The sequence below is a fragment of the Pseudomonas sp. BIGb0164 genome (assembly GCF_024810135.1).
In the GTDB taxonomy this organism is placed as follows: domain Bacteria; phylum Pseudomonadota; class Gammaproteobacteria; order Pseudomonadales; family Pseudomonadaceae; genus Aquipseudomonas.
Genome location: NZ_JANUEA010000002.1, coordinates 66837 through 92444 on the forward strand (window position 1 = coordinate 66837; position 25608 = coordinate 92444).

The following is a 25608-nucleotide window of genomic DNA, read 5'->3' on the forward strand; positions in this document are numbered from 1 at the left end:
ATGTGTGCTGCATTCGTCTGACATAACACTCGAACAACAACATATGTTCCAAACACTTTGGCCGAGCAGCGTTCCTTTTGTCGCTGCGCAGTACGCCACGAAAGGATATTCATGAAGAAGCTGTGTTTGCTCGGCCTTGTGGCCACGTTGGCCTGCCACCCCGCCTGGGCTGAAACAGGGTCCGCCGCGCCAAAGGACAAGGACGCGTTCGTCAACGACCTGCTCAAGCAGATGACCATCGATGAAAAGATAGGCCAATTACGCCTGATCAGCATCGGCCCGGAGATGCCCCGCGAGCTGATCCGCAAGGAAATCGCCGCCGGTCGCATCGGCGGCACGTTCAACTCTATCACCCGCCCGGAAAACCGTCCGATGCAGGACGCGGCCATGCGCAGCCGGTTGAAGATCCCGATGTTCTTCGCCTATGACGTGATCCACGGCCATCGCACCATATTCCCGATCAGCCTGGCGCTCGCCTCCAGCTGGGACATGGACGCCATCGGCCGCTCCGGGCGCATCGCTGCCCAGGAAGCCGCCGCCGACAGCCTCGACATCACCTTTGCGCCGATGGTCGACATCTCCCGCGACCCGCGCTGGGGCCGCACCTCCGAAGGTTTTGGTGAAGACACCTACCTCGTTTCACGCATTGCCGAAGTGATGGTCAAGGCCTTCCAGGGTGTCAGCCCGGCCAACGCCGACAGCATCATGGCCAGCGTCAAGCACTTCGCCCTGTACGGCGCGGTGGAAGGCGGTCGCGACTACAACGTGGTCGACATGAGCCCGGTCAAGATGTACCAGGACTACCTGCCGCCGTACCACGCGGCGATCAAGGCCGGCTCGGGCGGCGTGATGGTGGCGTTGAACTCGATCAACGGCGTGCCCGCCACCGCCAACACCTGGCTGATGAATGACCTGCTGCGCAAGGACTGGGGTTTCAAGGGCCTGGCCGTGAGTGACCATGGCGCAATCGTCGAGCTGATCAAGCACGGCGTGGCCAAGGACGGCCGTGAAGCGGCGAAGCTGGCAATCAAGGCCGGCATCGACATGAGCATGAACGACTCGCTGTACGGCAAGGAACTGCCGGGGCTGCTCAAGTCCGGCGAAATCCAGCAAAGCGACATCGACAACGCCGTGCGCGAAGTGCTCGCCGCCAAGTACGACATGGGCCTGTTCAAGGACCCGTACCTGCGCATTGGCAAGGCCGAGGATGACCCGGTCGACACCTATTCCGAAGACCGACTGCACCGCAGCGAGGCCCGTGATATCGCGCGCCGCAGCCTGGTGTTGCTGAAGAACCAGAACGACGCCCTGCCGCTGAAGAAATCGGCGACCGTCGCACTGGTCGGCCCACTGGCTGATGCCCCCATCGACATCATGGGCAGTTGGGCCGCTGCCGGCCGTCCGGCACAATCGGTGACCCTGCTCAAAGGCATGACCGACGCCCTCGCGGGCAAAGGCAAGCTGGTGTATGCACGCGGTGCCAACATCACCAACGACAAGGCGGTGGTCGACTACCTCAACTTCCTCAATTTCGACACCCCGGAAGTGGTGGATGACCCTCGCTCGCCGCAAGCCTTGATCGACGAAGCGGTCAAGGCGGCCCAAAACGCCGACGTGGTCGTGGCGGCCGTGGGTGAGTCCCGTGGCATGTCCCACGAGTCGTCCAGCCGCACCGACCTGAACATCCCGCAAAGCCAGCGCGACCTGATCAAGGCCCTCAAGGCCACCGGCAAGCCGCTGGTGCTGGTGCTGATGAACGGCCGTCCGCTGTCGATCCTGGAAGAAAACCAACAGGCCGACGCGATCCTGGAAACCTGGTTCGCCGGCACCGAAGGCGGCAACGCCATCGCCGACGTGCTGTTCGGTGACTACAACCCGTCGGGCAAGCTGCCGATCACCTTCCCACGTTCGGTGGGGCAGATTCCGACCTACTACAACCACCTGACCATCGGCCGCCCGTTCACCCCTGGCAAGCCGGGCAACTACACCTCGCAGTACTTCGATGACATCACCGGGCCGCTGTTTCCGTTCGGTTATGGCCTGAGCTACACCCGCTTCAGCCTGTCGGACATGGCGCTGTCGTCCACCACGCTGAACAAGACCGGCAAGCTCGACGCCAGCGTCACCGTCAAGAACACCGGCAAGGTGGATGGCGAAACCGTGGTGCAGTTGTACATCCAGGACGTGGCGGGCTCGATGATCCGCCCGATCAAGGAGCTGAAGAACTTCCAGAAAGTCATGCTCAAGGCGGGTGAAGAGCGCACGTTGCACTTCACCATCACCGAGGACGACTTGAAGTTCTACAACACCCAGCTCAAGTACGCGGCAGAGCCGGGCGAGTTCAATGTGCAGATCGGGCTGGATTCCCAGGATGTGCAGCAGCAGACCTTCGAACTGCTGTAACACAAGGCTGTAAACCCGGCTTGTGTGGGAGCCGGGCTTGCCCGCGATGCAGGCACCTCGGTGTGTCAGTCATACCGAGGTGATGCCATCGCAGGCAAGCCAGCTCCCACAAAAGCCCGCTCCCACATTTGTTTTGCGGTGTGCTTCTTAGCCGCGTCGGTCGAGCAGGTTGACCACCAACCGGTCAATCCACCCCCACACCCGCTGCTTCACCCGCCGCCACAACGGTCGCGCCTTCCACGCCTCCAGGCTCACTGCCTGGCTCTGTTGAAAATCCCGCTCGAAACTGCCCGCCACTGCCAGCGTCAACGCCGGGTCCAGTGCTTCCAGGTTGGCGTCCAGGTTGAAGCGCAAATTCCAGTGATCGAAGTTGCACGAGCCCACGCTGACCCAATCGTCCACCAGCACCATCTTCAGGTGCAGGAAGCACGGCTGGTATTCAAAGATCTGCACGCCCGAGCGCAGCAGGCGCGGGTAATAGCGGTGCCCGGCGTAACGCACGGACGGGTGATCGGTGCGCGGGCCGGTGAGCAGCAAACGCACCTCCACCCCGCGCCCGGCCGCACGGCGCAAGGCTCGGCGCACACTCCAGGTGGGCAGGAAGTACGGCGTGGCCAGCCAGATACGGGTCTGGCTGCTGTTCAGGGCGCGAATCAACGATTGCAAAATGTCGCGATGCTGGCGGGCGTCAGCGTAGGCGACACGGCCCAGACCCGGGCCGCTCGCCGGCAGCTTGGGCAAACGCGGCAAGCCAAAATGGGTGGCGGGTTTCCACTCGCGACGGGCCGCGTTGGCGTGCCATTGACGGTCGAACAGCGCCTGCCAGTCCATCACTAGCGGGCCGCTGATCTGCACCATCACTTCATGCCAATCGGCACTGTCGTTACCCGGCGTCCAGAATTCATCGGTAACCCCAGTGCCGCCGACAAACGTGACGCCTTGGTCGATCAGCAACACTTTGCGATGGTCGCGGTAGAGGTTGCGCATCCACCGACGCCAGCTCAGGCGGTTGTAAAAACGCAGCTCCACGCCGGCGTCGGTCAGGCGTTTGCGCAAGCCGAGGGTAAAGGCCAGGCTGCCGTAATCATCAAACAGGCAACGCACGCGCACACCGCGTTCGGCGGCCTGCACCAGGGCGCTCACCATGGCATCGGCGCAGGCGCCGGCTTCCACCAAATACAGTTCAAGATCGACTTGGCGCTCGGCCCGGGCAATGCCCACTAGCATCTGCGGAAAGAACTGCGGTCCGTCGATCAGCAACTCGAAACGGTTGGCGCTGCGCCAGGGGAACACCGCGCCGCTCATGTCAGCGCGCCGTGAAGATCAGTACCGCACCCACCGGCACCGACAGGCTGATCGATTCGAGCCCCGCCGCTTTACGCAGCGTGGCCACGCCGGGCACCAGGTCGAAGTCCTCGGCGTGCACCACCAGCGGTTCCAGGGTCACCACCTGGAAACGCCGGTCGTCCAGGCGCGTGGCCAGCAGCTCGGCGCTGTAGGTCTGGGTCTTGCCGTGCAGGGTCACGGCCAATGGCAGGCGTAACTCCAGTTGCGCGCCGGGCGCCAAATCATTGATCGGTTGCAGGTTGATCTGGGCGTTGATCAGCGCGTCGGGGAATGTCTTGATCTCAAACAGTTGGTTGCGCATGCGCTCATCGCGCAATGGAATGCCGCTGTTGACCGACTCCAACTCGACTTCCAATTGCGCAGCACCTTTGCTGTCGACCTTGCCGTGCAGCACCAGGAAACGCTGCACTTCGGCGATTTCGGTGTTCTTGGTGGTGACGAACGACAGGCGTGACGATTCGTTATCCAGGTACCAGTCGGCGTGGGCAGGCGCGGCAGCGGCGGCCAGCAGGGCGAAGGCCAGGGGTTTGATTGACATTGAAGACTCATGGGACGAAAAACCTGAACGAACCTTAAGCGCAATGTCATGAACCGCGCAAATCCAATGTGGGAGCGGGCTTGTGTGGGAGTTGGCTTGCCTGCGATTGCATCGACTGAGTGTTACCGACAGACCGAGTTGCCTGCATCGCGGGCAAGCCCGGCTCCCACATAAACCACAATTCCCTCAGTGAGGAGGCGGTGACTGTCAGGCCAGCGCCCGCTGCACTTCCCGCACGGTCTGCTCCAGGCTGGCCATGTGCAGGTTCAATACGCGCTCCACCGGCGCCTGGTGCATCGGCCAATGCAGCGCCATGCTGCCCACCAAGCGGCCGTTGGCTTGTACCGGCAAGGCCACGGCGCGGATCAGGAATGGCAGGCGCACCGGGTATTCCCAGTAGCCTTCGGTGCGCTGGCCAAACCCCTGGTGCTGGGTTCTCTCGCAGGCATCGTACTGCTCGTGCGCCGCCACATGGTCACGGCCCGCCAGGCGCTGCACTTCTTCGGCCGGCAATTGCGTGAGGCATGCCTTGCCCATCGCCGAATGAAACAAGCTCGCGTGCTGGCCGACGATCTGGCAATTGTTGGGATACAGTTTGCGCAGCACGCCAGGAATCGCACTTTCCATGACTTCGAGGCGCTCACCATCAAAGCATGACAAGTCCACCACCAACCCGGTGCGCTCGCTGAGTTCCAGCAGCCACGGCGCCGCGCTTTCCACCACTTGGCGCTTGAAGCGTTGCTGGCTGTCGCCGAACAGGCGCTGGGCGCGCAGGCGGTAGCGCCGGTCGCTCAAGCCGCGATAAACCCAGCCCTGGTCCTGCAGGGTCAGCAACATGCGCGACACGGTGGCCTTGGGCAGGCGCGTGAGATAATGCAATTCCTCCAGCCCCAGGGCCTGGTGTTCGCCCAGCAGTTCGACGATTGCCAATGCACGTTCAACCGAGCGTACCGTGCCTGTCTCCATGTTCGATCTCCCTGATGCCGGTGGATGATCATTGTTCACAGCAAGATACAGGCCCGGTCGTGCCTCAACGCGCCGATTCAAGGCAGGTCGGCGGGCGACGCTGCACCCATTGCGTCAGCTGTTCATGGGCGTAGGCCAGTTGCAACACCGCCCGGTCCGCCTGGGCCGGGCCAATGATCTGCACGCCCATGGGCAACCCTTGAGGGTTGAAGCCCACCGGCACGCTCATGCTTGGCAAACCGGCCAGGGTGGGGCCGATCACCACTTCCATCCAGCGGTGGTAGGTGTCCATTTCGCGCCCACCGACGAGGCGTGGCCAGGGTTGTTGTGCATCGAAAGGGAACACTTGAGCGGTGGGCAACAGCAGGAAATCGTAACGCTCGAACAGCTTGGCCAGGGCGCGATACCACTCGCTGCGGTCCACCGACGCCTGGTACACCTGCTGGGCACTCAAGCCCTGGCCGCCCTCCACTTCCCACTGCGCCTCGGGTTTGAGCAGCGCGCGTTTTTGCGGGTTGGCGTAGGCCGCGCCGAGGTTGCCGTGCACCAGCCAGTGACGATGCACCAGCCAGCTGCGCCACAGGCGCGCCAGGGAAAAATCCGGTTGGCAGCTTTCCACTTCGCAACCCAGCGCGGTGAAGTCGCCAAGGGCCGATTCGCACAGGCTCATCACGCCGTCATCCATCGGCAGGTAGCCGTTGTAATCCCCCAGCCAGCCCAGGCGTGCGCCCTTGAAGTCGCGCTGCAACGGCTGGCCGAGCACGGCGGGATCATCCTTGGAGGACAGCGGCACCCGAGGGTCGTAACCCGCCTGGATGCTCAGCAACCGCGCCACATCCGTCACGCTGCGGCCCATCGGGCCTTCGGTGCCCAGTTGCTGCACGAACAGTTCCGGCATCGGCCCGTGGGGCACGCGCCCTTGGGACGGGCGCAGGCCAAACACATTGTTGAACGCCGCAGGGTTGCGCAACGAGCCCATCATGTCGCTGCCATCGGCCACCGGCAGCATGCGCAAGGCCAATGCGACAGCTGCCCCGCCGCTGCTACCGCCGGCGCTCAGGCGTGGGTCATAGGCGTTGCCGGTGGTGCCGAACAGGCTGTTGTAGGTGTGCGAGCCCAGGCCGAACTCCGGCACGTTGGTCTTGCCGATGATGATCGCGCCACTGGCCCGCACCCGCGCCACGCTAATGGCGTCTTCGCTCGGCACCTGCTCGGCGAACAGCGGTGAACCCAAGGTGGTGCGCAAACCTCGGGTGGCCGCCAGGTCCTTGATCGCCTGGGGCATGCCGTGCATCCAGCCGCGCGACCGGCCTTGGTCCAACTCACGGTCACAGGCCCGGGCTTCGGCCAGTACCTCATCGGCATCACGCAACGACACCAGCGCATTCACGCCCGGGTTGAAGCGTTGGATCTGTGCCAGATACGCCTGCATCACGTCTTCACACGACACCTGCCGCGCATGGATCGCCTGCGACAGCTGCGTGGCATCCCAATCGACAATACTCAAGGCTTCACCTCTTTGGAAAACGGCTGCGACTGTTTGGCGCGCGGCGCTTCCTGCATGCAGTAAGTGCCCAGCAGCGTCAGCACGCACGCGAACAACACATAGAAGGCTGGCGCCACCGGCGTGCCCAGCACCTTGCTCAACCAGGTGACGATCAGCGGTGCAAACCCACCAAACACCATGACCGCCACGTTATAGGCCACCGACACGCCCGTCGAGCGCACTTCGATGGGGAACTGCTCGGCCAACGCGGTCGGCGCGGGGCCGAAGAATCCGCCAATGGCCGTGCACAGCAGCACCTGCATCACCATCAAGCGTTCGATGGATGGCGCGGCGGCCACCCACACATACAGCGGGTAGACCATCACAAAAAACGCCAGGGTGAACGCCATCAACACCGGCCGCCGCCCAAAGCGATCGGACGCCAGGCCCGACAATGGGATCACCACGGTCATCAGCGCCACCGCAAACATCTGCACCATCAACACCTGGTCCAGCGGCAGGCCGAGGTTCTTGTGGGCGAAGGTCGGCATGTTCACCAGCACCACATAGAACGACACCGTCGCGCCACAGGCCAGGCCCATGGACACGAGAATGCTGCGCCGGTGTTCGCGCACCACCTGCATCAGGCTCGGCGCGGGGCCGGTCGCCTGTTTGCGGGCTTCGATGAATGCCTCCGGGTCTTCCATGTGCCGGCGAATCCACAGCCCCACCGGGCCGATCAGCAAGCCGAACACGAACGGCAGGCGCCAACCCCACAGGTCAAGAGTTGCCGGCGAGAAGAAGTGCGTAACCGCCGCCACCATGGCCGCGCCGCCAAACACCGCCAGGCACTGGCCCACCAATTGCCAGGAGCCATACAAGCCCTTGCGATGGGCCGGCGCACTTTCCACCAGGAACGCCGTGGCGCTGGCGTATTCACCGCCGGTGGCAAAGCCTTGAAGCATACGCGCCACCACGATCAGCAACGGCGCGCCCATGCCGATGGCAGCGTAGTTGGGCGCGAAGGCGATCAACGCGATGGACACCGTCATCAGCCGGATAATCAACTGCATCGCCGCCTTGCGGCCTTTGCGATCGGAGTAGATGCCCAGCAGGATGCCGCCCACCGGGCGCATGAAAAAGCCCACGCCAAAGGTGGCCAGGGCCATCAACAGCGACGCGTACTCATCGTCCGAGGGGAAGAACTGCCGGGCGATGATGCTCGCCAGAAAGCCGTAAACGATGAAGTCATACCATTCCAGCGCATTGCCGATCACGGCCGCTACCACCTGGCGGGTGCGGGAGACGCCTGTGTGTGAAGTCTGCATGAGGAACACTCCATTCAACCGAACGTGGGAAAGGGTCCAGCGGCAGAAAAAAAGTGAGGGCGTCAGGCAGGCTTGAGCCAGCTCTCGGCCAGCGCGCCCCAGTAGGCGGCGCCGGTCAGCAGGATGTCGTCGTTAAAGTCATAGGCGGGGTTATGCACCATTGGCCGCGACACGCCGTTGCCGATAAACAGGTAACTGCCGGGGCAGCGTTGCAGCATCCAGGCGAAGTCTTCACTGCCCATCAGCGTGCGGGTGTGGCCGTCCACCGCGTCGGCGCCGAGCAAGGCCACGCCGACCGCGCGCGCGAACTCGGTTTCTTCGGGGTGGTTGACCAGCACTGGGTACGCCGGGCGATGCTCGATCTGCACGGTGCAGCCGAAGCTCGCGGCCTGGGTCTGGATGATGGCGAACACGCGCTCCAGCATCTGTTCGCGGATTGCCGGGTTGAGTGCGCGCAGGCTCAAACGCAACAGCGCTTGCTGCGGAATCACGTTGGCCGCCTGGCCCGCTTGCAGGGCGCCGACGGTGACCACGGCGGCTTCCTGGGTGTCGATATTGCGCGCCACCACCGTCTGCAACGCCATGACCATGCTCGCTGCCGCTACCAGCGGGTCCACCGTGAGGTGCGGCATGGAACCATGACCGCCGACGCCGTCGAGGGTCACGGTGAGCAAATCCTGGGAGGCCATCATCGGCCCCACGCGCAAGCCCAGATGCCCCGCCGGCAGGCCAGGCATGTTGTGCATGCCAAACAGGCCATCACAGGGGAAACGCTCCAGCAAGCCGTCGGCCAGCATGGCTTCGGCACCGCCCTGGCCTTCTTCGGCGGGCTGGAAGATCAGGTTCAACGTGCCGTCGAACTGCCGCGTGGCTGCCAGGTAACGGGCGGCACCCAGCAGCATGGTGGTGTGCCCGTCATGGCCGCAGGCGTGCATGCAACCGGCGTGTTGGCTGGTGTAGGCCGCGCCGGTGTTTTCGATGATGGGCAAGGCGTCCATGTCGGCACGAATGCCCAGGGTGCGTGAGCTGCTGCCGTTGCGCAGTACACCCACCACACCGGTCTTGCCGATGCCGGTGTGCACTTCGTAACCCCAGCCTTTTAAGGATTGGGCGACCAGGGCGCTGGTGCGATTCTCTTCAAAGCCGAGTTCAGGATGGGCGTGGATGTCGTGGCGCACGGCGTGCAAGTCGCCGGCAACGTCGCTGAGCCAATCCAGGATGTGCTGGTGGGGGCGCATGGTGATTCTCCTCACAGGCGGGTATTCCCGTTCTTGTTTGCTGCACACCGCCAGCTAACCGCGATGTGCTCAGGAGGACAATCAAAGGTGGTTCCACCCTGTGGAACCTCAGGGTTTTAGTGTTGGTCACCGAACCCTGTGGGGTGGGTCAGGGCGTCAGGCGACAGCCGTGGCGGTCGCCGAGCCAGCGGGCGGTGTGGGTGCGGCCCAGCCCGCTGGCGATGACTTCGCTGCGCTCGGGGTTGTCGCTGAACGCGCTGGTGGGCACGTATTGCTTCACGTAGCCCCGGCAATAGTCAGCCGGGTTGTTCTCGACATAACGGCACGAGCAATACTCCTTCGCCGTGTACGCCGCAATGATGTCGGGGAAGGCTTGCAGGTTGACGCGCTCGTGCCAGATCCAGCCCAGCAAGGCGAGCAGCAGCAACAGAAATACACTGGTAAACGGCCGGCGACGGATCATGGTTGCACCGCCGCGAGCACGTGCTTGAGCAGGTCGTTGTGGCGGTAGCTGCCGTCGCGGTCATCGCCATAGCGCACGATCACCAGGTGTTCGGCGGGCATCACGTACAGCGCCTGGCCCCAGTGGCCGAGGGCGGCGAGCGTGTCACCGGGAGCATCCGGCCAAGGCCTCGGCGCACCTTTGTTGAGCCACCAATGGCCGCCCGGCACGGCTTCATCCTGGCCGGCCCGGTAATTGGCGAAGGGTTGGCGATTGAAGGCGACCCAGTCCTTGGGCAGCAATTGCTGCTCACCCCAGCGACCGTCACGCGCCATCAGCAGGCCGACGCGTGCCAGGTCGCGGGCGGTGAGGTAGGCGTAGGACGAGGCCACGAACGTCTCGTCGGCATCGGTTTCCCACGTGGCGCTGCGGATGCCCAGCGGTTTGAACAGCGCGTCCCACGGGTAGCTCATATACGCCTTGTGGCCGAGCATGCCTTTAAGCGTGGCGGACAGGATGTTGGTGTCGCCGCTGGAATAGCGGAACACCTGGCCGGGCGCGCTGGCGGCGTCCGTATCGGCGGCGAAGTCGGCCATGTCGGCGTGACCACGGGTGTAGAGCATCGCCACCACCGAGGATTTCAGCGGGGCGTATTCGTAGTCCTCCTGCCAGTCGAGGCCCGAGGCCCAGTGCAGCAGGTCGGCCATGGTGACTTTGGGGTGCTGCTTCATCGGCGGGTAAAAGCGTGCGGCGGGGTCGGTCAGTTTGAAGCGGTTTTCGCCGTAGGCCACGCCCAATACCGTCGCCATCAAGCTCTTGCTGACGGACCAGGTCAGGTGCGGCGTGCTGACAGTGGTGGGCGCTGCGTAGCGTTCATAGATGACTTCGCCGTCGCGGATCACCAGCAGCGCATCGGTACGAATGCCCTTGCGGGAGGTGTCATCACGAGGCGGAAAAGCGTAGGCATTCAGGGCATCGACGGCGGGGCCTGCGAGCGGCGTGCCCTTGGCCCAGTCCTTGTCTGGCCAGGTCTCGGCGTGGGCGGTGACGGTGACTAGCAGGAGGGCGACGGATAGCAGGCCTCTGAACATGGATACGGACTCACGGGGGGCATTCGTGGTCGCGAGGCTAGATGAGGGGGATGACGGTTTTGTGACCGGGGGGGGGTGGGGGGGGGTTGGGGGCATATCCGTTATTTGGGGGATGGCCACTTAGGGTTCCGCCCTTACGGCGGGTCACTTTTGGAAAAGAGCCCGGAATGCCGGCCCAGCCAAAAGTAACCAAAAGGGCTCTTGCCCCAACACTCGGCACCTCGCTTAGGCTCGGTGTGCCCGAACGAAGGCTTGAATCCGTGGGCCGCCGCCACGCGCCATCCATGGCGCGGGGCGGCTAACCCGGCATCCCTGCCGGGTTACCCACGGATTCAAGCCTGCGTTCGGCCAGCGTGTTTGACGGGGCGCCTAAGATCAAAATCAAGATCAACAGCAAGAGCACAGCGGCCTAGTAGCCGACCTGAGTGGTTAGATCAAAGGCAGATACGTGTAGGAGCTGGCTTGCCGGCGATGCAGGTACCTCGGTGAATCAGGTACACCGCGTTGATGCCATCGCCGGCAAGCCGGCTGTCAGGCCGCTGTGCTCTTGCTTTTGACTTTGATCTTAAGCGCCCCGTTAAACACGCTGGCCGGAATTCGGCAGGGATTTGGGGGGTAAACCGGCAGGGATGCCGGTTTAGCCGCCCCGCGCCATGGATGGCGCGTGGCGGCGGCCCCCCAAATCACTGTCGGATTACGGGCACACCGAGCCTAGGCGAGGTGCCGAGTGTTGGGGCAAGAGCGTTTTGCTTACTTTTGCGCTCTATCAAAAGTGAGCCGCTGTAAGAGCGGAACCGATATCAGCCATCACCGAAATAACGGATAAGCCCCCTGTCATCCAACCGTCACCGGAACTTCATGGAGATGACACCGAGCCTACATAGCCTGAGTTTGGACAAACAAGTCGACCGGCCGAACAGTGGCTGGCACTCGGAGATTCGCCATGACTCAGATCGCCCGCATCAGCGACACCGGCAATGAACGCCGTCTGCAAGCCGAACGCCTGATTGGCGCAGCGGCATTGCAGGAAGCCCAGGCCCTGCGTTTCAACGTGTTCAGCGGCGAGTTCAACGCCAAGCTGAAAGGTGCGGAACAGGGTCTGGACATGGATGACTATGATGTTCACTGCAGCCACATCGGCGTGCGGGACTTGAACACTGGCCGCCTGGTGGCGACCACCCGCTTGCTCGACCACGCGGCCGCCAGCACCCTGGGTCGTTTCTACAGCGAAGAAGAATTCAGCCTGCACGGGCTGCTCCACCTGCAAGGCCCGATCCTGGAAATCGGCCGTACCTGCGTCGACCCGGCCTACCGCAACGGCGGCACCATCGCGGTGCTCTGGGGCGAGTTGGCCGAGGTGCTGAACCAGGGCGGCTACAGCTACCTGATGGGCTGCGCGAGCATCCCGATGCACGACGGCGGTATCCAGGCCCATGCGATCATGCAGCGCCTGCGCGAACGCTACCTGTGCAACGAACACCTGCGCGCCGAACCGAAGAAGCCCTTGCCGGCGCTGGACCTGCCGTCCAACGTGATCGCCGAGATGCCGCCCTTGCTCAAGGCCTACATGCGCCTGGGCGCGAAGATCTGCGGCGAGCCGTGCTGGGATGAAGACTTCCAGGTGGCCGACGTGTTCATCCTGCTCAAGCGCGACGAGTTGTGCCCGCGTTATGCACGCCACTTCAAGGCTGCAATGTGATGAGCCGCCTGCGGGTGTACGGGCGCATTGCCCGCGTGCTGCTGGTGGTGGCGCTGGGCTTGAGCATGGCCAGTGTGTTTGGTGTGTTCGAGCGCTTAGGCATTGCCAACTCGATGGTACGGCGCCAGCGTTGGTCGCGGTTTTTCATGGCGCGGCTGACCAACGCCCTGCCCTTTCGCGTGACGGTGCACGGCGAGTTGCCGCAAACCCCGATGCTGTGGGTGAGCAATCACGTGTCCTGGACTGACATCCCGCTGTTGGGGATGGTCACGCCCATGTCGTTCCTGTCCAAGGCCGAAGTGCGCACCTGGCCGGTGGCCGGCTGGTTGGCGGCCAAGGCCGGCAGCTTGTTCATCCGCCGTGGTTCGGGCGACAGCCAATTGATCCGCAAGCAGATGACCCGCCATCTGGAGCAACAGCACCCGCTGCTGATGTTCCCCGAGGGCACGACCACCGACGGGCGCAGCCTGCGCACCTTCCACGGGCGTTTGCTGGCCAGCGCGATTGATGCCGAGGTGTCGCTGCAACCGGTGGCGATCCGTTACCTGCGTGACGGCCAGGTGGACCCGCTGGCACCGTTTATTGGCGATGATGATTTGCTGTCACACCTGATGCGGCTGTTTGCCAATGACCAGGGCGATGTGGAAATCCATGTGCTCAAGCCGATTGCCTGTGCCGGGCAGGAGCGCGCGGCGCTGGCGTTCCAGGCGCAGCAGGCGGTGCAGAAGGCGTTGTTTGGGCCGGTGCCGGAAGCAGAGCCAATCGCGGTTCGACCGGCATTCGCGGCTTAAAGCGGGCACGGTTAAACATGTGGGAGCTGGCTTGCCTGCGATGGCGGTGTTGAATTCACCGACGCCATCGCAGGCAAGCCAGCTCCCACATTTAGACCTCAGTGGTCAGTTGTTTTTGTGCAAAGGCCTGCAGCTCGGGATAGAAGATCCGGAAGTCTTCGCTCAACGGCTCATAAAGCTCGCGCAACTCCTGCATTGCAAACCCCAATTCCTCCGGCTGCGACAGCCTCCGCGAAATCCCCCGCAACACCTGCTCCATCACCGCAAACTCGCGATACGACCCCAACCAGTCATCCGCCGCCATCCACGGCGCAATCTGCGCCAGTCGCCCCGGCAATTGCGGCTCGGCCGCCAATACGCGGTACACCTGCGATGTGAAATGCTCCAGCGGCTGGTCGGCATACAGCGCCCAATCCCGCGCCAGGCAATGGTCGAAAAACACATCAAGGACGATCCCGGCATAGCGCTTGCGGGTCAGGGTGAAACGCGACAGTGCCTCCCCTACCAACGGGTGGCTGTCGGTGAAACGGTCGATGCTGCGGTGCAGCGCAATTGCCGCCTCGATTTGCGGGCTGAACTGGCCCTGCAGGCGGCCTTTGACGAAGTCGCCATACAAACTCCCCAGCAGTTGCGCAGGAAGTTGGCCGCCCAGGTGCAGATGTGCGAGATAATTCATGGTGCGCAGTCTATCACTGCCATCAACGTATCGTTATAACCCGATATACCGATTTGAGCGGGACTCAGATCAAATTCATATTGGTATATCGGGATACAACGATTTAAAGTTCGCCTCATCGCGATATAACGCTGCACGACACCGAGCACCTGCCATGTCCATCGACCTCGACGAAATAATAAAAGCCCTGGCGCACCCAGTACGGCGAGACATCCTCAACTGGCTGAAAGACCCGAAAGTGCAATTCCCCGAGCAAGTGCACAACCACGAATACGGCATCTGCGCCGGGCAGATCGACCAGCGCTGCGGCTTGTCCCAGTCGACCGTGTCGGCCCACCTGGCCACGTTGCAACGGGCGGGTTTGATCAGCAGCCAGAAGGCCGGGCAGTGGAACTTTTTCAAACGCAACGAGGACACCATTCGCGCGTTCCTCGATGCGCTCATCACTGAGCTAACCCCCGACATCAGCGAACCGCTGTAACCAAGGAAACGATAATGCCCCTCTCGCTACTCATACTGGCCCTGAGCGCCTTCGCCATCGGCACCACCGAGTTCGTCATCATGGGCCTGCTGCCCGATGTGGCGACGGACCTGGGCGTATCGATCCCCGGCGCCGGCTGGCTGGTAACCGGCTACGCCCTGGGCGTGGCCATCGGCGCGCCCTTCATGGCACTGGCCACCGCCAAGCTGCCGCGCAAGGCCGCCCTGGTAGCGTTGATGGGGATCTTCATTATTGGCAACCTGCTCTGCGCCCTGGCAGGTGACTACAACGTGCTGATGTTTGCCCGTGTGGTCACCGCGCTGTGCCACGGTGCATTCTTTGGGATTGGTTCTGTGGTAGCGGCCAACCTGGTGCCGGCCAACAAGCGGGCTTCGGCCGTGGCCTTGATGTTCACCGGTTTGACCCTGGCCAACGTGCTGGGTGTGCCACTGGGTACCGCGCTGGGCCAGGAAGCCGGCTGGCGTTCGACCTTCTGGGCTGTGACCGTGATTGGCGTTGTGGCACTGATCGGGCTGATCCGCTTCCTGCCGGCCAAACGTGACGAAGAAAAACTCGACATGCGCGCCGAACTCAAGGCCCTCAAGGGCGCCGGCATCTGGTTGTCGCTGACCATGACCGCGCTGTTCTCCGCCTCGATGTTCACCCTCTTCACCTACGTCGCACCGCTGCTGGGCGATGTGACGGGCGTGTCGCCCAAAGGCGTGACCTGGACCCTGTTGCTGATCGGCCTGGGCCTCACTGTGGGCAACATCATCGGCGGCAAGCTGGCGGACAAGCGCCTGGCCGCCACCCTGCTCGGCGTGTTCGCCAGCATGGCGGTGGTCTCCACCCTGCTGACCTGGACCAGTGCTGCGGTGATCCCGACTGAAATCACCCTGTTCCTGTGGGCTGCCGCTTCGTTTGCCGCCGTACCGGCGCTGCAAATCAACGTGGTGACCTTCGGCAAGGCGGCACCGAACCTGGTGTCCACCCTGAACATCGGCGCATTCAACATCGGCAACGCCCTCGGCGCCTGGGTCGGCGGCACGGTGATCGCCCACGGTTTCGGCCTGACCAGCGTGCCCTTGGCCGCGGCCGCCCTGGCGATCCTCGCGCTGCTGGTGACCCTGATTACCTTCCGTCAGAGCGGCGATGCCGACCTGGCCCCTGCGACCCACTGATCAATCCACTTAAAGAGAAGGGTGTTATCCCATGACGACGATTTTCGATCCCATCAAACTGGGCGACCTGGAACTGTCGAACCGCATCATCATGGCACCGCTGACCCGCTGCCGCGCCGATGAGGGTCGTGTACCCAACGCGCTGATGGCCGAGTACTACGTGCAGCGCGCCTCTGCGGGCCTGATCCTCAGCGAAGCCACTTCCGTGACGCCCCTGGGCGTGGGCTACCCGGACACCCCGGGCATCTGGTCCAACGACCAGGTGCGCGGCTGGGCCAATGTGACCAAGGCTATCCACGGCGCAGGCGGCAAGATCTTCCTGCAACTGTGGCACGTGGGCCGTATCTCCCATGAGTCGTACCTGAACGGCGAAAGCCCGGTGGCCCCGAGTGCGATCCAGCCCAAAGGCCATGTCAGCCTGGTTCGCCCGCTGGCCGACTACCCAACTCCACGCGCCCTGGAAACCGCTGAAATCGCCGACATCGTCGACGCCTACCGCACCGGTGCCGAAAACGCCAAGGCCGCCGGCTTTGACGGTGTAGAAATCCACGGTGCCAACGGCTACCTGCTTGACCAGTTCCTGCAGAGCAGCACCAACAAGCGTACCGACAACTACGGTGGCTCCCTGGAAAACCGTGCGCGCCTGCTGCTGGAAGTGACTGACGCTGCCATCGAAGTCTGGGGCGCAGGCCGTGTGGGTGTGCACCTGGCACCACGCGCCGACTCCCACGACATGGGCGACGATAACCTGGCAGAAACCTTCACCTACGTCGCCAGCGAGCTGGGCAAGCGCGGCATCGCGTTTATCTGCTCCCGAGAAAAAGAAGGCGCCGACAGCCTCGGCCCTCAACTGAAAAAAGCCTTCGGCGGCCCCTACATCGCCAACGAGCGCTTCACCAAGGACAGCGCCAACGCCTGGCTGGCGTCGGGCAAGGCAGACGCGGTGGCCTTCGGCGTACCGTTCATTGCCAACCCGGACCTGCCGGCTCGCTTGAAGGCCGATGCGCCATTGAATGAAGCGCACCCGGAAACCTTCTACGGCAAAGGCCCGGTCGGCTACATCGACTACCCGACGCTGGCGATCTGATGTAACCCGCTGAAACGAAAAAGCCCCGGTTCGCAGGAACCGGGGCTTTTTCATTGGCGCTGGGAAACATTCCTTCACAGCCTTGCAACAAAATCGCTACAAAATACTTAGGCGGCTACCTATCAACCGCCCGCCAGCCCGTATATAAAGTCACCCCACCTATCAGTCGAAGGGGCGATTGACTGCCTCTGGGCTTTACTGTTGACACAACTGGATGCAATTACGCATTTTGTCTTAATTGCGCAGGCTGGGGCTCAAGCGCAGCATGTCCAACCCTGCATCCACCCAGCGTTCGGCATCCTGATGCAATTGGAAGCTGTCGGGCACCAGCAGCCACTGGCCGATCAGCCCGTGAATGTAGGCATGGATGCACACCGCACCGCGGGTTGTGTCCAGGTTTTCCGGAAGCTGCCCGCGATGGACCGCGTTGCGCAATGTCAGCCCGATGCGCAGGTTGCACTCAAGACTGTGGGTTTGGCGTTGACGCCGCATGTCACACATTTCATCGGTGAACTCGCACTTATGAAACAGGATTTCGTTGATGCGCCGGGTTTTCGGGTCCAGTGCCACTTGATGATAAAGATGAATGAGCAACTTGCGCATACAGCCCAGCGGGTCGACTTCATCCTCGCTTTCACTCGCCCGGGCCAACTCGTCCAGCGGCTCGTGCAGCGTGTCGAGCAGCGCCTGGAGCAAGTCGGACTTGTTGCTGAAGTGCCAGTAGATGGCCCCCCGCGTCACGCCCGCCAGCGCAGCGATGTCTGCCAGCGTGGTCCGCGCGACACCGCGTTGGTAAAAGGCTTGCTCGGCGGCATCGAGAATCTGGCTGCGCGTTTCCTGAGCTTCCTCTTTGGTGCGACGAACCATGGCAGTAAAACCTCTATCAGGACACTGTGGATGGTGCTGGACCATCATCTGAATAATTGTGGGACGACGCCGTCATGGGCGCCGAACGTACTAAAATCGAGGCTTTGGGAGCTGCTTTGTCAACATTTCGCGAAGCCTGTCAAGAGTTTACAAACAACCGTGAACGTAAGTATATTGCGTAGCAAGCTACTTATCTACTCACGGCTTGTTTTTTACCCTTCCACACTTCTTGTGCGCAGTCTGCGCGCCTGACCCGAGGATCTTCATGCAACTTAAGCCAGCTGTTACCGCTCTGGTTACTGCCGTCGCCCTGGCATCGCTGCTCAGCGGATGTAAAAAGGAAGAAGCGGCTCCGCCCGCTCAAACCCCTCAGGTCGGCGTGGTCACTATTCAACCGCAAGCCTTTACCCTGACGTCCGAACTGCCAGGCCGCACCACCGCCTACCGCATTGCGGAAGTTCGCCCACAGGTCAACGGCATCATTCTCAAGCGCCTGTTCAAGGAAGGCGGCGACGTGAAGGAAGGGCAACAGCTCTACCAGATCGACCCGTCGGTGTATGACGCCACCCTGAAAAGCGCGCAAGCCAGCCTGACCCAGACCAAGTCCATCACCGACCGCTACAAGCAGTTGGTCGATGAACAAGCCGTCAGCCGTCAGGAATACGACACCGCCGTCGCCAACCGCATGACCGCCGAAGCAAACGTTCAAACCGCCCAGATCAACGTGCGCTACACCAAAGTGTTCGCGCCGATCTCCGGGCGTATTGGCCGTTCTTCGGTGACCGAAGGCGCACTGGTCAGCAACGGCCAGACCGACGCCATGGCGGTGATCCAGCAACTGGACCCGATCTACGTCGACGTCACGCAGTCCTCGGCCGAAATGCTGAAACTGCGCCGCGACCTGGAAAGCGGCCAACTGCAGAAAGCCGGCGACAACGCGGCCAAGGTCAAGCTGACCCTGGAAGACGGCAGTTCCTACGCCCAGGACGGCAAGCTGGAATTCTCCGAAGTGTCGGTTGACCAGACCACCGGCTCCGTGACCCTGCGCGCCGTGTTCCCCAACCCTGACCACACCCTGCTGCCGGGCATGTTCGTACACGCCCAACTGCAAGCCGGCGTGAACAGCAAGGCCATCCTCGCCCCTCAGCAAGGCGTGACCCGCGATCTCAAGGGCATTCCGACTGCGCTGATCGTGAACAAGGACAACAAGGTCGAGCAACGCGTACTGGTCGCCAACCGTACAGCCGGCGCCTACTGGCTGGTGGAAAAAGGCCTGGACGCCGGTGACCGCGTGATCACCGAAGGCCTGCAGTTCATCAAGCCGGGCATCGAAGTCAAGGTCAAGGACGCTGATAACGCCAAGCCTGCTGGAACCGCTGCTGCTCCTGCTGCCACTACGGGCAAAGGGGAGTAACCCATGTCTAAATTTTTTATCGACCGTCCCATTTTCGCCTGGGTAATTGCCCTGGTGATCATGCTGGTCGGGGCACTGTCGATCCTGAAGTTGCCCATCAACCAGTACCCGGCCATCGCGCCAACTGCCATTGATATCCAGGTGACCTACCCGGGTGCCTCTGCACAAACCGTGCAGGACACCGTGGTGCAGGTGATCGAGCAACAGCTCAACGGTATCGACAACCTGCGTTACGTGGCCTCGGACAGTAACTCCGACGGCAGCATGACCATCACCGCGACGTTCAACCAGGGTACCAACCCGGACATCGCCCAGGTTCAGGTGCAGAACAAGCTGAACCTGGCGACCCCACTGCTGCCGCAAGAAGTGCAGCAGCAGGGTATCCGCGTGACCAAGTCGGTGAAGAACTTCCTGATGGTGATCGGTCTGGTGTCGGAAGACGGCAGCATGACCAAGGACGACCTGTCCAACTACATCGTGTCCAACATCCAGGACCCGATTTCCCGTACCGCAGGTGTGGGTGACTTCCAGGTGTTCGGTTCGCAGTACGCCATGCGCATCTGGCTCGACCCGGCCAAGTTGAACAACTACCAGCTCACGCCGGTGGATGTCAGCAACGCCATCGCGGCCCAGAACGTCCAGGTGGCCACCGGTCAACTCGGCGGCCTGCCTGCCCTGCCCGGCACCCAACTGAACGCCACCATCATCGGCAAGACCCGCCTGCAAACCGCTGAAGCGTTCGGCAAGATCCTGATGAAGGTCAATGCCGACGGCTCGCAGGTTCGACTGGGCGATGTTGCCCGGATCGAGCTGGGCGGCCAGAACTACAGCATCAGTGCACAGTTCAACGGCAAGCCGGCTTCCGGCATGGCGATCAAGCTGGCAGCAGGCGCTAACGCCCTGGACACCGGCAAGGCTATCCGCGCCACCGTGGCCTCTTTGGAACCGTTCTTCCCGCCAGGCATGAAGGCCGTGGTGCCGTATGACACCACGCCTGTGGTGACCGAATCGATCTCCGGTGTGGTTGACACCCTGGTCGAAGCGATCGTGCTGGTGTTCCTGGTGATGTTCCTGTTCCTGCAGAACTTCCGCGCCACCATCATCACCACCATGACCGTTCCGGTGGTATTGCTGGGTACGTTCGGGATCCTCGCGGCCTTTGGCTTCACCATCAACACCCTGACCATGTTCGGCATGATCCTGGCCATCGGCTTGCTGGTGGACGACGCCATCGTTGTGGTGGAAAACGTCGAGCGGGTGATGGCCGAGGAGCATTTGTCGCCTAAAGAGGCGACGATCAAATCCATGGGCCAGATCCAGGGCGCCCTGGTGGGTATTGCCCTGGTACTGTCGGCGGTACTGCTGCCGATGGCCTTCTTCGGCGGTTCCACGGGTGTGATCTACCGGCAGTTCTCCATCACCATTGTGTCGGCGATGGCGTTGTCGGTACTGGTTGCCCTGATCTTCACTCCCGCCTTGTGCGCCACCATGCTCAAGGACATCGACCCGGAAAAACACGGCCAACCCAAGCGCGGTTTCTTCGGCTGGTTCAACCGTACCTTCGACAGCGGCGTCCTGAAATACGAGCGTGGCGTCGGCAACATGATCAAGCACAAGATCCCGGCGTTCCTGGTGTACGCGTTGATCCTGGCCGGCATGATCTGGATGTTCACCCGTATTCCGAGCGCGTTCCTGCCCGAGGAAGACCAGGGCGTGATCTTTGCCCAAGTGCAGACGCCGGTCGGTTCGTCGGCTGAGCGCACGCAGAAGGTCATCGACGACATGCGCGCCTTCCTGCTCAACGACAAGGAAGGCGAGCCTGGCGAAGGCAAAGCGGTTAAGTCGGTGTTCACCGTGAACGGCTTCAACTTCGCCGGCCGTGGCCAGAGCTCGGGCCTTGCGTTCGTGATGCTCAAGCCGTGGGGCGAGCGTGATGCCACCCAGTCGGTATTTGAAGTGGCCAAGCGTGCCCAGGGTTACTTCTTCGGGGCTTTCAAGGACGCTATGGTCTTTGCCATCGTGCCGCCTTCGGTTCTGGAGCTGGGTAACGCCACCGGTTTCGACGTGTTCCTGCAAGACCAGGGTGGCGTCGGCCACGAGAAGCTGATGGCTGCACGTAACCAGTTCCTCGGTGCCGCAGCGCAAAGCAAGGTCCTGGCGGGCGTGCGCCCCAACGGCGTGAACGATGAGCCGCAATACGAACTCACCGTTGACGACGAAAAAGCCAGCGCCCAGGGCATCAGCCTGTCGGACATCCAGCAGACCCTGGCGATTGCCCTGGGTGGCAGCTACGTCAACGACTTCATCGACCGTGGTCGTGTGAAGAAGGTGTACGTGCAGGGTGACGCCGCCAGCCGTATGTCCCCGGAAGACCTGGACAAATGGTACGTGCGCAGCAACTCCGGGAAGATGGTGCCGTTGTCGGCCATCTCGTCGGGCAAGTGGATCTACGGCTCGCCGAAGCTCTCGCGTTACAACGGTGTAGCGGCGATGGAAATCCTCGGTACTCCGGCACCGGGCTACAGTACCGGTGACGCGATGGCGGAAGTCGAGCGTATCGCCAAAGACTTGCCAGCCGGCGTGGGTTACGCCTGGACCGGCCTGTCGTACGAAGAGCGCCTGTCCGGCTCCCAGGCTCCGGCGTTGTACGCGCTGTCGCTGCTGGTGGTGTTCCTGTGCCTTGCGGCCCTGTATGAAAGCTGGTCGATCCCGATCGCGGTGATCCTGGTGGTGCCACTGGGTGTGATCGGTGCATTGATCGCCACCAGCCTGCGCGGCCTGTCCAACGACGTGTTCTTCCAGGTGGGCTTGTTGGTGACGGTGGGCCTGGCGGCGAAAAACGCCATCCTTATCGTCGAGTTCGCCAAGGAGCTGCATGAACAAGGCAAGGGCATCGTCGAGGCGGCCATCGAGGCGTCCCGCATGCGTCTGCGTCCGATCATCATGACCTCCATGGCGTTCATGCTCGGCGTACTGCCCCTGGCGATTTCCACGGGTGCCGGTTCAGGCAGCCAGCACGCCATCGGTACGGGCGTGATTGGCGGTATGATCACCGCCACCGTGCTGGCGATCTTCTGGGTGCCACTGTTCTATGCAACCGTGTCCTCGGCTGGCGAACGTAAAAAGAAAGACACTACTGAAACTCCTAAAGAGGCTGGCCAATGAGCAAGTCGCTACTCTCCTTAGCCGTCACCGCATTCGTGCTCAGTGGCTGCTCGCTGATACCTGACTATCAGCGCCCTGAGGCGCCGGTGGCCGCCCAGTTCCCGCAGGGGCCGGCGTATTCGTCGGCCCAGGCGCCGAGCCAGGCCGCGGCGGAGCAAGGCTGGAAGCAGTTTTTCCATGACCCTGCCCTGCAACAGCTGATCCAGACCGCACTGGTGAACAACCGCGACCTGCGTGTCGCGGCCCTGAACATCGATGCCTACGCCGCGCAGTACCAGATCCAGCGCGCCGATCTGTTCCCGGCCGTCTCGGCCACGGGCAGCGGCAGCCGTTCGCGTACCCCGGCCAAGCTGTCGCAGACCGGCGAATCGACCATCAGCAGCCAATACTCGGCCGGCCTGGGTATCAGCTCCTATGAGCTGGACCTGTTCGGTCGCGTGCGCAGCCTGAGCGAAGAAGCCCTGCAGAAGTACTTCGCCACTGAAGAAGCACGGCGCAGCACCCAGATCAGCCTGGTGGCCAGCGTGGCCAACGCCTACCTGACCTGGCAGGCCGACAAAGAGCTGCTCAAGCTCACCCAGGACACCCTGGGCGCGTTCGAGCAGAGCTACAAGCTGACCTCGCGCAGCAATGAAGTCGGCGTGGCCTCGGCCCTCGACCTCAGCCAGGCGCGCACCTCGGTGGAAAACGCCCGCGTGCAACTGGCACGTTATACGCGCCAGGTGGCCCAGGACGAAAACAGCCTGACCCTGCTGCTGGGCACCGGCTTGCCGGCCAACATCACCAGCAAGCCGCTGGCGGATGACCTGCTCAGCGAAGTGCCCGCCGGGTTGCCTTCGGACCTGCTGCAACGTCGTCCCGACATCGTGCAGGCCGAGTACAACCTCAAGGCCGCCAACGCCAACATCGGTGCAGCCCGGGCAGCGTTCTTCCCGAGTATCAGCCTGACGGCCAGCGCCGGCACCGCCAGCCCGACCCTGGGCGGCCTGTTCAAAGGCGGTTCGGGTACCTGGTCGTTCGCCCCGCAGATCAACATCCCGATCTTCAACGCCGGTAGCCTGCGCGCAAGCCTGGACTACTCGAAGATCCAGAAAGAGATCAACGTGGCCAACTACGAGAAGGCCATCCAGACCGGCTTCCAGGAAGTCTCCGACGGCCTCGCCGCGCGTGAGACCTACAAGCAGCAGCTGGATGCCCAACGTGGCTTCGTCGCGGCCAACCAGGATTACTACCGCCTGGCCGAGCGTCGCTACCGCATTGGTGTCGACAGTAACCTGACGTTCCTCGACGCCCAGCGCCAACTGTTCAGTGCCCAGCAATCGCTGATCACCGACCGCCTGGCGCAGCTCACCAGCGAGGTTAACCTGTACAAGGCCCTCGGCGGTGGCTGGAACGAGCAGACGGCCAAGAACGAGCCGCTGAAAGAAGAAGCGCCGCCGTTGAAGTTGTTCTGATAGCAGCGCTGTACACCAAACCGCTTCCCTCACCGGAAGCGGTTTTTTTATGCCCGCCGCTCTCTGTAGGAGCTGGCTTGCCAGCGATGGCGGTCTTTCCCTGTGAACAACACTACCTGACACACCGCTATCGCCGGCAAGCCGGCTCCTACAGGTGATCGGCGTTGCGTTGTTGCCTTGCTTTTCGCCCAACCCTTCAGGGTAAAATTGGTAACAGATTCTTACAGACCACAGAGGGAGCTTGTCGTAATGATCGTAGGAATCGACCTGGGGACGACCAACAGCCTGGCCGCCGTCTGGCGCGGCGATGCCGCCGAAATGGTGCCCAATGCCCTTGGCCAGCTGCTGACCCCCAGTGTGGTCGGCCTGGATGATCAAGGCCGCGTCCTGGTCGGCCAAGCCGCCAAGGAACGCCTGCACACCCACCCGCACCTGACCACCTCGCTGTTCAAGCGCTACATGGGCAGCGCCACTGAAGTGCGCCTGGGCGACCGCTCGTTCCGCCCCGAAGAACTCTCGGCGCTGGTGCTCAAAAGCCTCAAGGAAGACATCGAGCGCACCTACGGCCAGACCGTCACCGACGCCGTGATCAGCGTGCCCGCCTACTTCAGCGACGGCCAACGCAAGGCCACGCGCATCGCCGGTGAGTTGGCGGGGCTCAACGTTGAAAAACTGATCAACGAACCCACCGCCGCCGCCTTGGCCTACGGCCTGCACCAGCGTGACAAGGAAACCTCGTTCCTGGTCTTCGACCTGGGCGGCGGCACCTTCGACGTGTCGATCATCGAGCTGTTCGACGGCGTGATGGAAGTGCGTGCCAGCGCCGGCGACAACTTCCTTGGCGGTGAAGATTTCGACACCCTGCTGCTGGAACACTTCGTCGACAGCCAGCGCAACGCCCCAGGCTTCCCGCCCACCCGCAGCGTGCTGCAAGCCCTGCGCCGCGAAGCCGAGCGCGTACGCAAGGCCCTGGGCCAGGACGACAGCGCCGAGTTCAGCCTGCGCGTCGACGGCCAGCAATGGGTCAAGACCATCACCCAGCAGGAACTCGCCAAGCTCTACACGCCCCTGCTGGAACGCCTGCGCGCCCCGATCGAACGCGCCCTGCGTGATGCGCGGATCCGTGTCGGCGACCTCGATGAGATCCTGCTGGTCGGCGGCACCACGCGCATGCCGCTGGTGCGCAAGCTCGCCGCCGGCCTGTTCGGGCGCTTCCCGTCCATCAGCCTCGACCCGGATCAGGTCGTCGCCCACGGCGCGGCGATTCAGGCGGCGCTGAAAGCCCGCTCGGCGGCTCTTGAAGAGGTGGTGCTCACCGACGTCTGCCCCTACACCCTGGGCATCGAGACCTCGAACCAGTACGGCGGCCATATCGAAAGCGGCCACTACCTGCCGTTGATCGAACGTAACAGCAGCGTGCCGGTGAGCCGGGTCAAGACGGTCGTGACCCTGCATGACAACCAGAGCCAGGTGCTGCTCAAGATCTTCCAAGGCGAAAGCCGCCTGGTCAAAGACAACATCGAACTCGGCCAACTGGACATCGCGGTGCCCAAGCGCAAGGCCGGCGAAGTCTCGCTGGACGTGCGTTTCACCTACGACAACAACGGCTTGCTGGAAGCCCAGGTAAAGATCCCGCTGACCGGCGAGCAACACTCACTGGTCATCGAGAACAACCCTGGCGTGTTGAGCCCGGAGGAAATCCAGCAACGCCTGCAAGCCCTGGCGCAGTTGAAGGTTCACCCGCGCGACCAACAGGTCAACACCGTGCTGGTCGCCCGCCTCGAACGTCTCTACCAGGAAAGCCTCGGCGAGGTGCGCGAGCAGCTCGGCCACTGGGCGGCGCAGTTCCAGCAAGTACTCGACACCCAGGATGAGCGCCGTATCCGCGAGGCCCGCAGCGAACTCACCCGCCAACTTGAACACCTCGACAACGGGTTCTGGCGCTAAGGGAAAA

The 25608-nt window shown here is 62.7% G+C and carries 20 protein-coding genes; 10 read left to right on the plus strand and 10 right to left on the minus strand.

Translation table 11 applies throughout. The annotated features are described in order from the left end of the window. Positions 1 to 111: 111 nt before the first annotated feature. On the plus strand, positions 112 to 2403 hold the full coding sequence (bglX, locus tag M2394_RS04275; RefSeq protein WP_259171754.1) for a beta-glucosidase BglX: 2292 nt from the start codon (positions 112 to 114) through the stop codon (positions 2401 to 2403). Between the two features lie 147 nt (positions 2404 to 2550). Here bglX and M2394_RS04280 read toward each other — a convergent pair whose 3' ends face one another. From M2394_RS04280 to M2394_RS04315, 8 genes are all read right to left on the minus strand, one after another. Continuing rightward, a complete protein-coding gene (locus tag M2394_RS04280) occupies positions 2551 to 3708 on the minus strand; it encodes a phosphatidylserine/phosphatidylglycerophosphate/cardiolipin synthase family protein (protein WP_178925850.1) in 1158 nt (385 codons plus the stop codon). 1 nt (position 3709) lies between these two features. After that, on the minus strand, positions 3710 to 4288 hold the full coding sequence (locus tag M2394_RS04285) for a YceI family protein (protein ID WP_178925849.1): 579 nt from the start codon (positions 4286 to 4288) through the stop codon (positions 3710 to 3712). A gap of 207 nt (positions 4289 to 4495) precedes the next feature. After that, positions 4496 to 5254: an IclR family transcriptional regulator gene (locus M2394_RS04290; RefSeq protein WP_259171755.1), complete on the minus strand. Its 759-nt coding sequence runs from the start codon at positions 5252 to 5254 to the stop codon at positions 4496 to 4498. A gap of 64 nt (positions 5255 to 5318) precedes the next feature. Further along, the gene (locus M2394_RS04295; protein WP_259171756.1) at positions 5319 to 6761 is read right to left on the minus strand and encodes an amidase; all 1443 of its coding nucleotides are present in this window, start codon (positions 6759 to 6761) and stop codon (positions 5319 to 5321) included. Continuing rightward, positions 6758 to 8068 carry a citrate-proton symporter gene (locus M2394_RS04300; protein ID WP_178925846.1) on the minus strand — a complete coding sequence of 437 codons (1311 nt, stop codon included), beginning with the start codon at positions 8066 to 8068 and terminating at the stop codon, positions 6758 to 6760. Before M2394_RS04300 ends, M2394_RS04295 begins: the two co-directional genes overlap by 4 nt. A 62-nt stretch (positions 8069 to 8130) precedes the next feature. Continuing rightward, positions 8131 to 9306: a M20 aminoacylase family protein gene (locus M2394_RS04305; RefSeq protein WP_259171757.1), complete on the minus strand. Its 1176-nt coding sequence runs from the start codon at positions 9304 to 9306 to the stop codon at positions 8131 to 8133. A 148-nt stretch (positions 9307 to 9454) separates the two neighbouring features. Further along, positions 9455 to 9769: an amidase gene (locus M2394_RS04310; RefSeq protein ID WP_178925844.1), complete on the minus strand. Its 315-nt coding sequence runs from the start codon at positions 9767 to 9769 to the stop codon at positions 9455 to 9457. Then, on the minus strand, positions 9766 to 10839 hold the full coding sequence (locus M2394_RS04315; protein ID WP_178925843.1) for a serine hydrolase: 1074 nt from the start codon (positions 10837 to 10839) through the stop codon (positions 9766 to 9768). The genes M2394_RS04310 and M2394_RS04315 overlap by 4 nt, the downstream gene beginning before the upstream one ends. Before the next feature lie 943 nt (positions 10840 to 11782). Between M2394_RS04315 and olsB the strand changes: the two genes are divergently transcribed. Continuing rightward, positions 11783 to 12538, plus strand: coding sequence for an L-ornithine N(alpha)-acyltransferase (olsB, locus tag M2394_RS04320; protein WP_259171758.1), 756 nt, complete (start codon positions 11783 to 11785; stop codon positions 12536 to 12538). Beyond that, entirely contained in the window at positions 12538 to 13329 is a 792-nt protein-coding gene (locus tag M2394_RS04325; protein ID WP_178925674.1) for a 1-acyl-sn-glycerol-3-phosphate acyltransferase, read from the plus strand. The genes olsB and M2394_RS04325 overlap by 1 nt, the downstream gene beginning before the upstream one ends. Positions 13330 to 13420: 91 nt before the next feature. Here M2394_RS04325 and M2394_RS04330 read toward each other — a convergent pair whose 3' ends face one another. Then, on the minus strand, positions 13421 to 14005 hold the full coding sequence (locus tag M2394_RS04330; RefSeq protein ID WP_178925675.1) for an ACP phosphodiesterase: 585 nt from the start codon (positions 14003 to 14005) through the stop codon (positions 13421 to 13423). 154 nt (positions 14006 to 14159) lie between these two features. Here M2394_RS04330 and M2394_RS04335 point away from each other — a divergent pair, with 154 nt between their 5' ends. Genes M2394_RS04335 through M2394_RS04345 form a run of 3 tightly spaced genes read left to right on the plus strand, consistent with a single transcriptional unit; the run spans position 14160 to position 16754 of the window. After that, on the plus strand, positions 14160 to 14486 hold the full coding sequence (locus tag M2394_RS04335; RefSeq protein ID WP_176994783.1) for a helix-turn-helix transcriptional regulator: 327 nt from the start codon (positions 14160 to 14162) through the stop codon (positions 14484 to 14486). 14 nt (positions 14487 to 14500) lie between these two features. Then, positions 14501 to 15667 (plus strand): MFS transporter, encoded by a 1167-nt coding sequence (locus tag M2394_RS04340; RefSeq protein ID WP_178925676.1) that lies wholly within the window; start codon positions 14501 to 14503, stop codon positions 15665 to 15667. Positions 15668 to 15698: 31 nt separating this feature from the next. Continuing rightward, complete coding sequence (locus M2394_RS04345) at positions 15699 to 16754, plus strand: alkene reductase (protein WP_259171760.1); 1056 nt, start codon at positions 15699 to 15701, stop codon at positions 16752 to 16754. 234 nt (positions 16755 to 16988) lie between these two features. Here the strand turns inward: M2394_RS04345 and M2394_RS04350 are convergent, their stop codons facing one another. After that, positions 16989 to 17621, minus strand: a complete 633-nt coding sequence (locus M2394_RS04350) for a TetR family transcriptional regulator (protein WP_056857447.1) — start codon at positions 17619 to 17621, stop codon at positions 16989 to 16991. Positions 17622 to 17886: 265 nt separating this feature from the next. Between M2394_RS04350 and M2394_RS04355 the strand changes: the two genes are divergently transcribed. The 4 genes from M2394_RS04355 to M2394_RS04370 all read left to right on the plus strand — a co-directional run bounded on the left by M2394_RS04355 (position 17887) and on the right by M2394_RS04370 (position 25601). Then, a complete protein-coding gene (locus M2394_RS04355) occupies positions 17887 to 19035 on the plus strand; it encodes an efflux RND transporter periplasmic adaptor subunit (RefSeq protein ID WP_259171761.1) in 1149 nt (382 codons plus the stop codon). Positions 19036 to 19038: 3 nt separating this feature from the next. After that, a complete protein-coding gene (locus M2394_RS04360; protein WP_178925679.1) occupies positions 19039 to 22200 on the plus strand; it encodes an efflux RND transporter permease subunit in 3162 nt (1053 codons plus the stop codon). Then, a complete protein-coding gene (gene adeC, locus M2394_RS04365; protein WP_176994778.1) occupies positions 22197 to 23654 on the plus strand; it encodes an AdeC/AdeK/OprM family multidrug efflux complex outer membrane factor in 1458 nt (485 codons plus the stop codon). The genes M2394_RS04360 and adeC overlap by 4 nt, the downstream gene beginning before the upstream one ends. Positions 23655 to 23903: 249 nt before the next feature. Then, positions 23904 to 25601: a molecular chaperone HscC gene (locus tag M2394_RS04370; RefSeq protein WP_259171762.1), complete on the plus strand. Its 1698-nt coding sequence runs from the start codon at positions 23904 to 23906 to the stop codon at positions 25599 to 25601. Positions 25602 to 25608: the final 7 nt, after the last annotated feature.

Excerpts from the sequence above, each read along its gene's own strand:
- M2394_RS04315 (WP_178925843.1), bottom strand. The coding sequence starts at position 10,839 with ATGTTCAGAGGCCTGCTATCCGTCGCCCTCCTGCTAGTCACCGTCACC.
- M2394_RS04310 (WP_178925844.1), bottom strand. The coding sequence starts at position 9,769 with ATGATCCGTCGCCGGCCGTTTACCAGTGTATTTCTGTTGCTGCTGCTC.
- M2394_RS04370 (WP_259171762.1), top strand. The coding sequence starts at position 23,904 with ATGATCGTAGGAATCGACCTGGGGACGACCAACAGCCTGGCCGCCGTC.
- M2394_RS04345 (WP_259171760.1), top strand. The coding sequence starts at position 15,699 with ATGACGACGATTTTCGATCCCATCAAACTGGGCGACCTGGAACTGTCG.
- M2394_RS04300 (WP_178925846.1), bottom strand. The coding sequence starts at position 8,068 with ATGCAGACTTCACACACAGGCGTCTCCCGCACCCGCCAGGTGGTAGCG.
- M2394_RS04335 (WP_176994783.1), top strand. The coding sequence starts at position 14,160 with ATGTCCATCGACCTCGACGAAATAATAAAAGCCCTGGCGCACCCAGTA.
- bglX (WP_259171754.1), top strand. The coding sequence starts at position 112 with ATGAAGAAGCTGTGTTTGCTCGGCCTTGTGGCCACGTTGGCCTGCCAC.
- M2394_RS04325 (WP_178925674.1), top strand. The coding sequence starts at position 12,538 with ATGAGCCGCCTGCGGGTGTACGGGCGCATTGCCCGCGTGCTGCTGGTG.
- M2394_RS04350 (WP_056857447.1), bottom strand. The coding sequence starts at position 17,621 with ATGGTTCGTCGCACCAAAGAGGAAGCTCAGGAAACGCGCAGCCAGATT.
- M2394_RS04330 (WP_178925675.1), bottom strand. The coding sequence starts at position 14,005 with ATGAATTATCTCGCACATCTGCACCTGGGCGGCCAACTTCCTGCGCAA.
- M2394_RS04285 (WP_178925849.1), bottom strand. The coding sequence starts at position 4,288 with ATGTCAATCAAACCCCTGGCCTTCGCCCTGCTGGCCGCCGCTGCCGCG.
- M2394_RS04290 (WP_259171755.1), bottom strand. The coding sequence starts at position 5,254 with ATGGAGACAGGCACGGTACGCTCGGTTGAACGTGCATTGGCAATCGTC.
- M2394_RS04340 (WP_178925676.1), top strand. The coding sequence starts at position 14,501 with ATGCCCCTCTCGCTACTCATACTGGCCCTGAGCGCCTTCGCCATCGGC.
- adeC (WP_176994778.1), top strand. The coding sequence starts at position 22,197 with ATGAGCAAGTCGCTACTCTCCTTAGCCGTCACCGCATTCGTGCTCAGT.
- M2394_RS04305 (WP_259171757.1), bottom strand. The coding sequence starts at position 9,306 with ATGCGCCCCCACCAGCACATCCTGGATTGGCTCAGCGACGTTGCCGGC.
- M2394_RS04360 (WP_178925679.1), top strand. The coding sequence starts at position 19,039 with ATGTCTAAATTTTTTATCGACCGTCCCATTTTCGCCTGGGTAATTGCC.
- olsB (WP_259171758.1), top strand. The coding sequence starts at position 11,783 with ATGACTCAGATCGCCCGCATCAGCGACACCGGCAATGAACGCCGTCTG.
- M2394_RS04355 (WP_259171761.1), top strand. The coding sequence starts at position 17,887 with ATGCAACTTAAGCCAGCTGTTACCGCTCTGGTTACTGCCGTCGCCCTG.
- M2394_RS04280 (WP_178925850.1), bottom strand. The coding sequence starts at position 3,708 with ATGAGCGGCGCGGTGTTCCCCTGGCGCAGCGCCAACCGTTTCGAGTTG.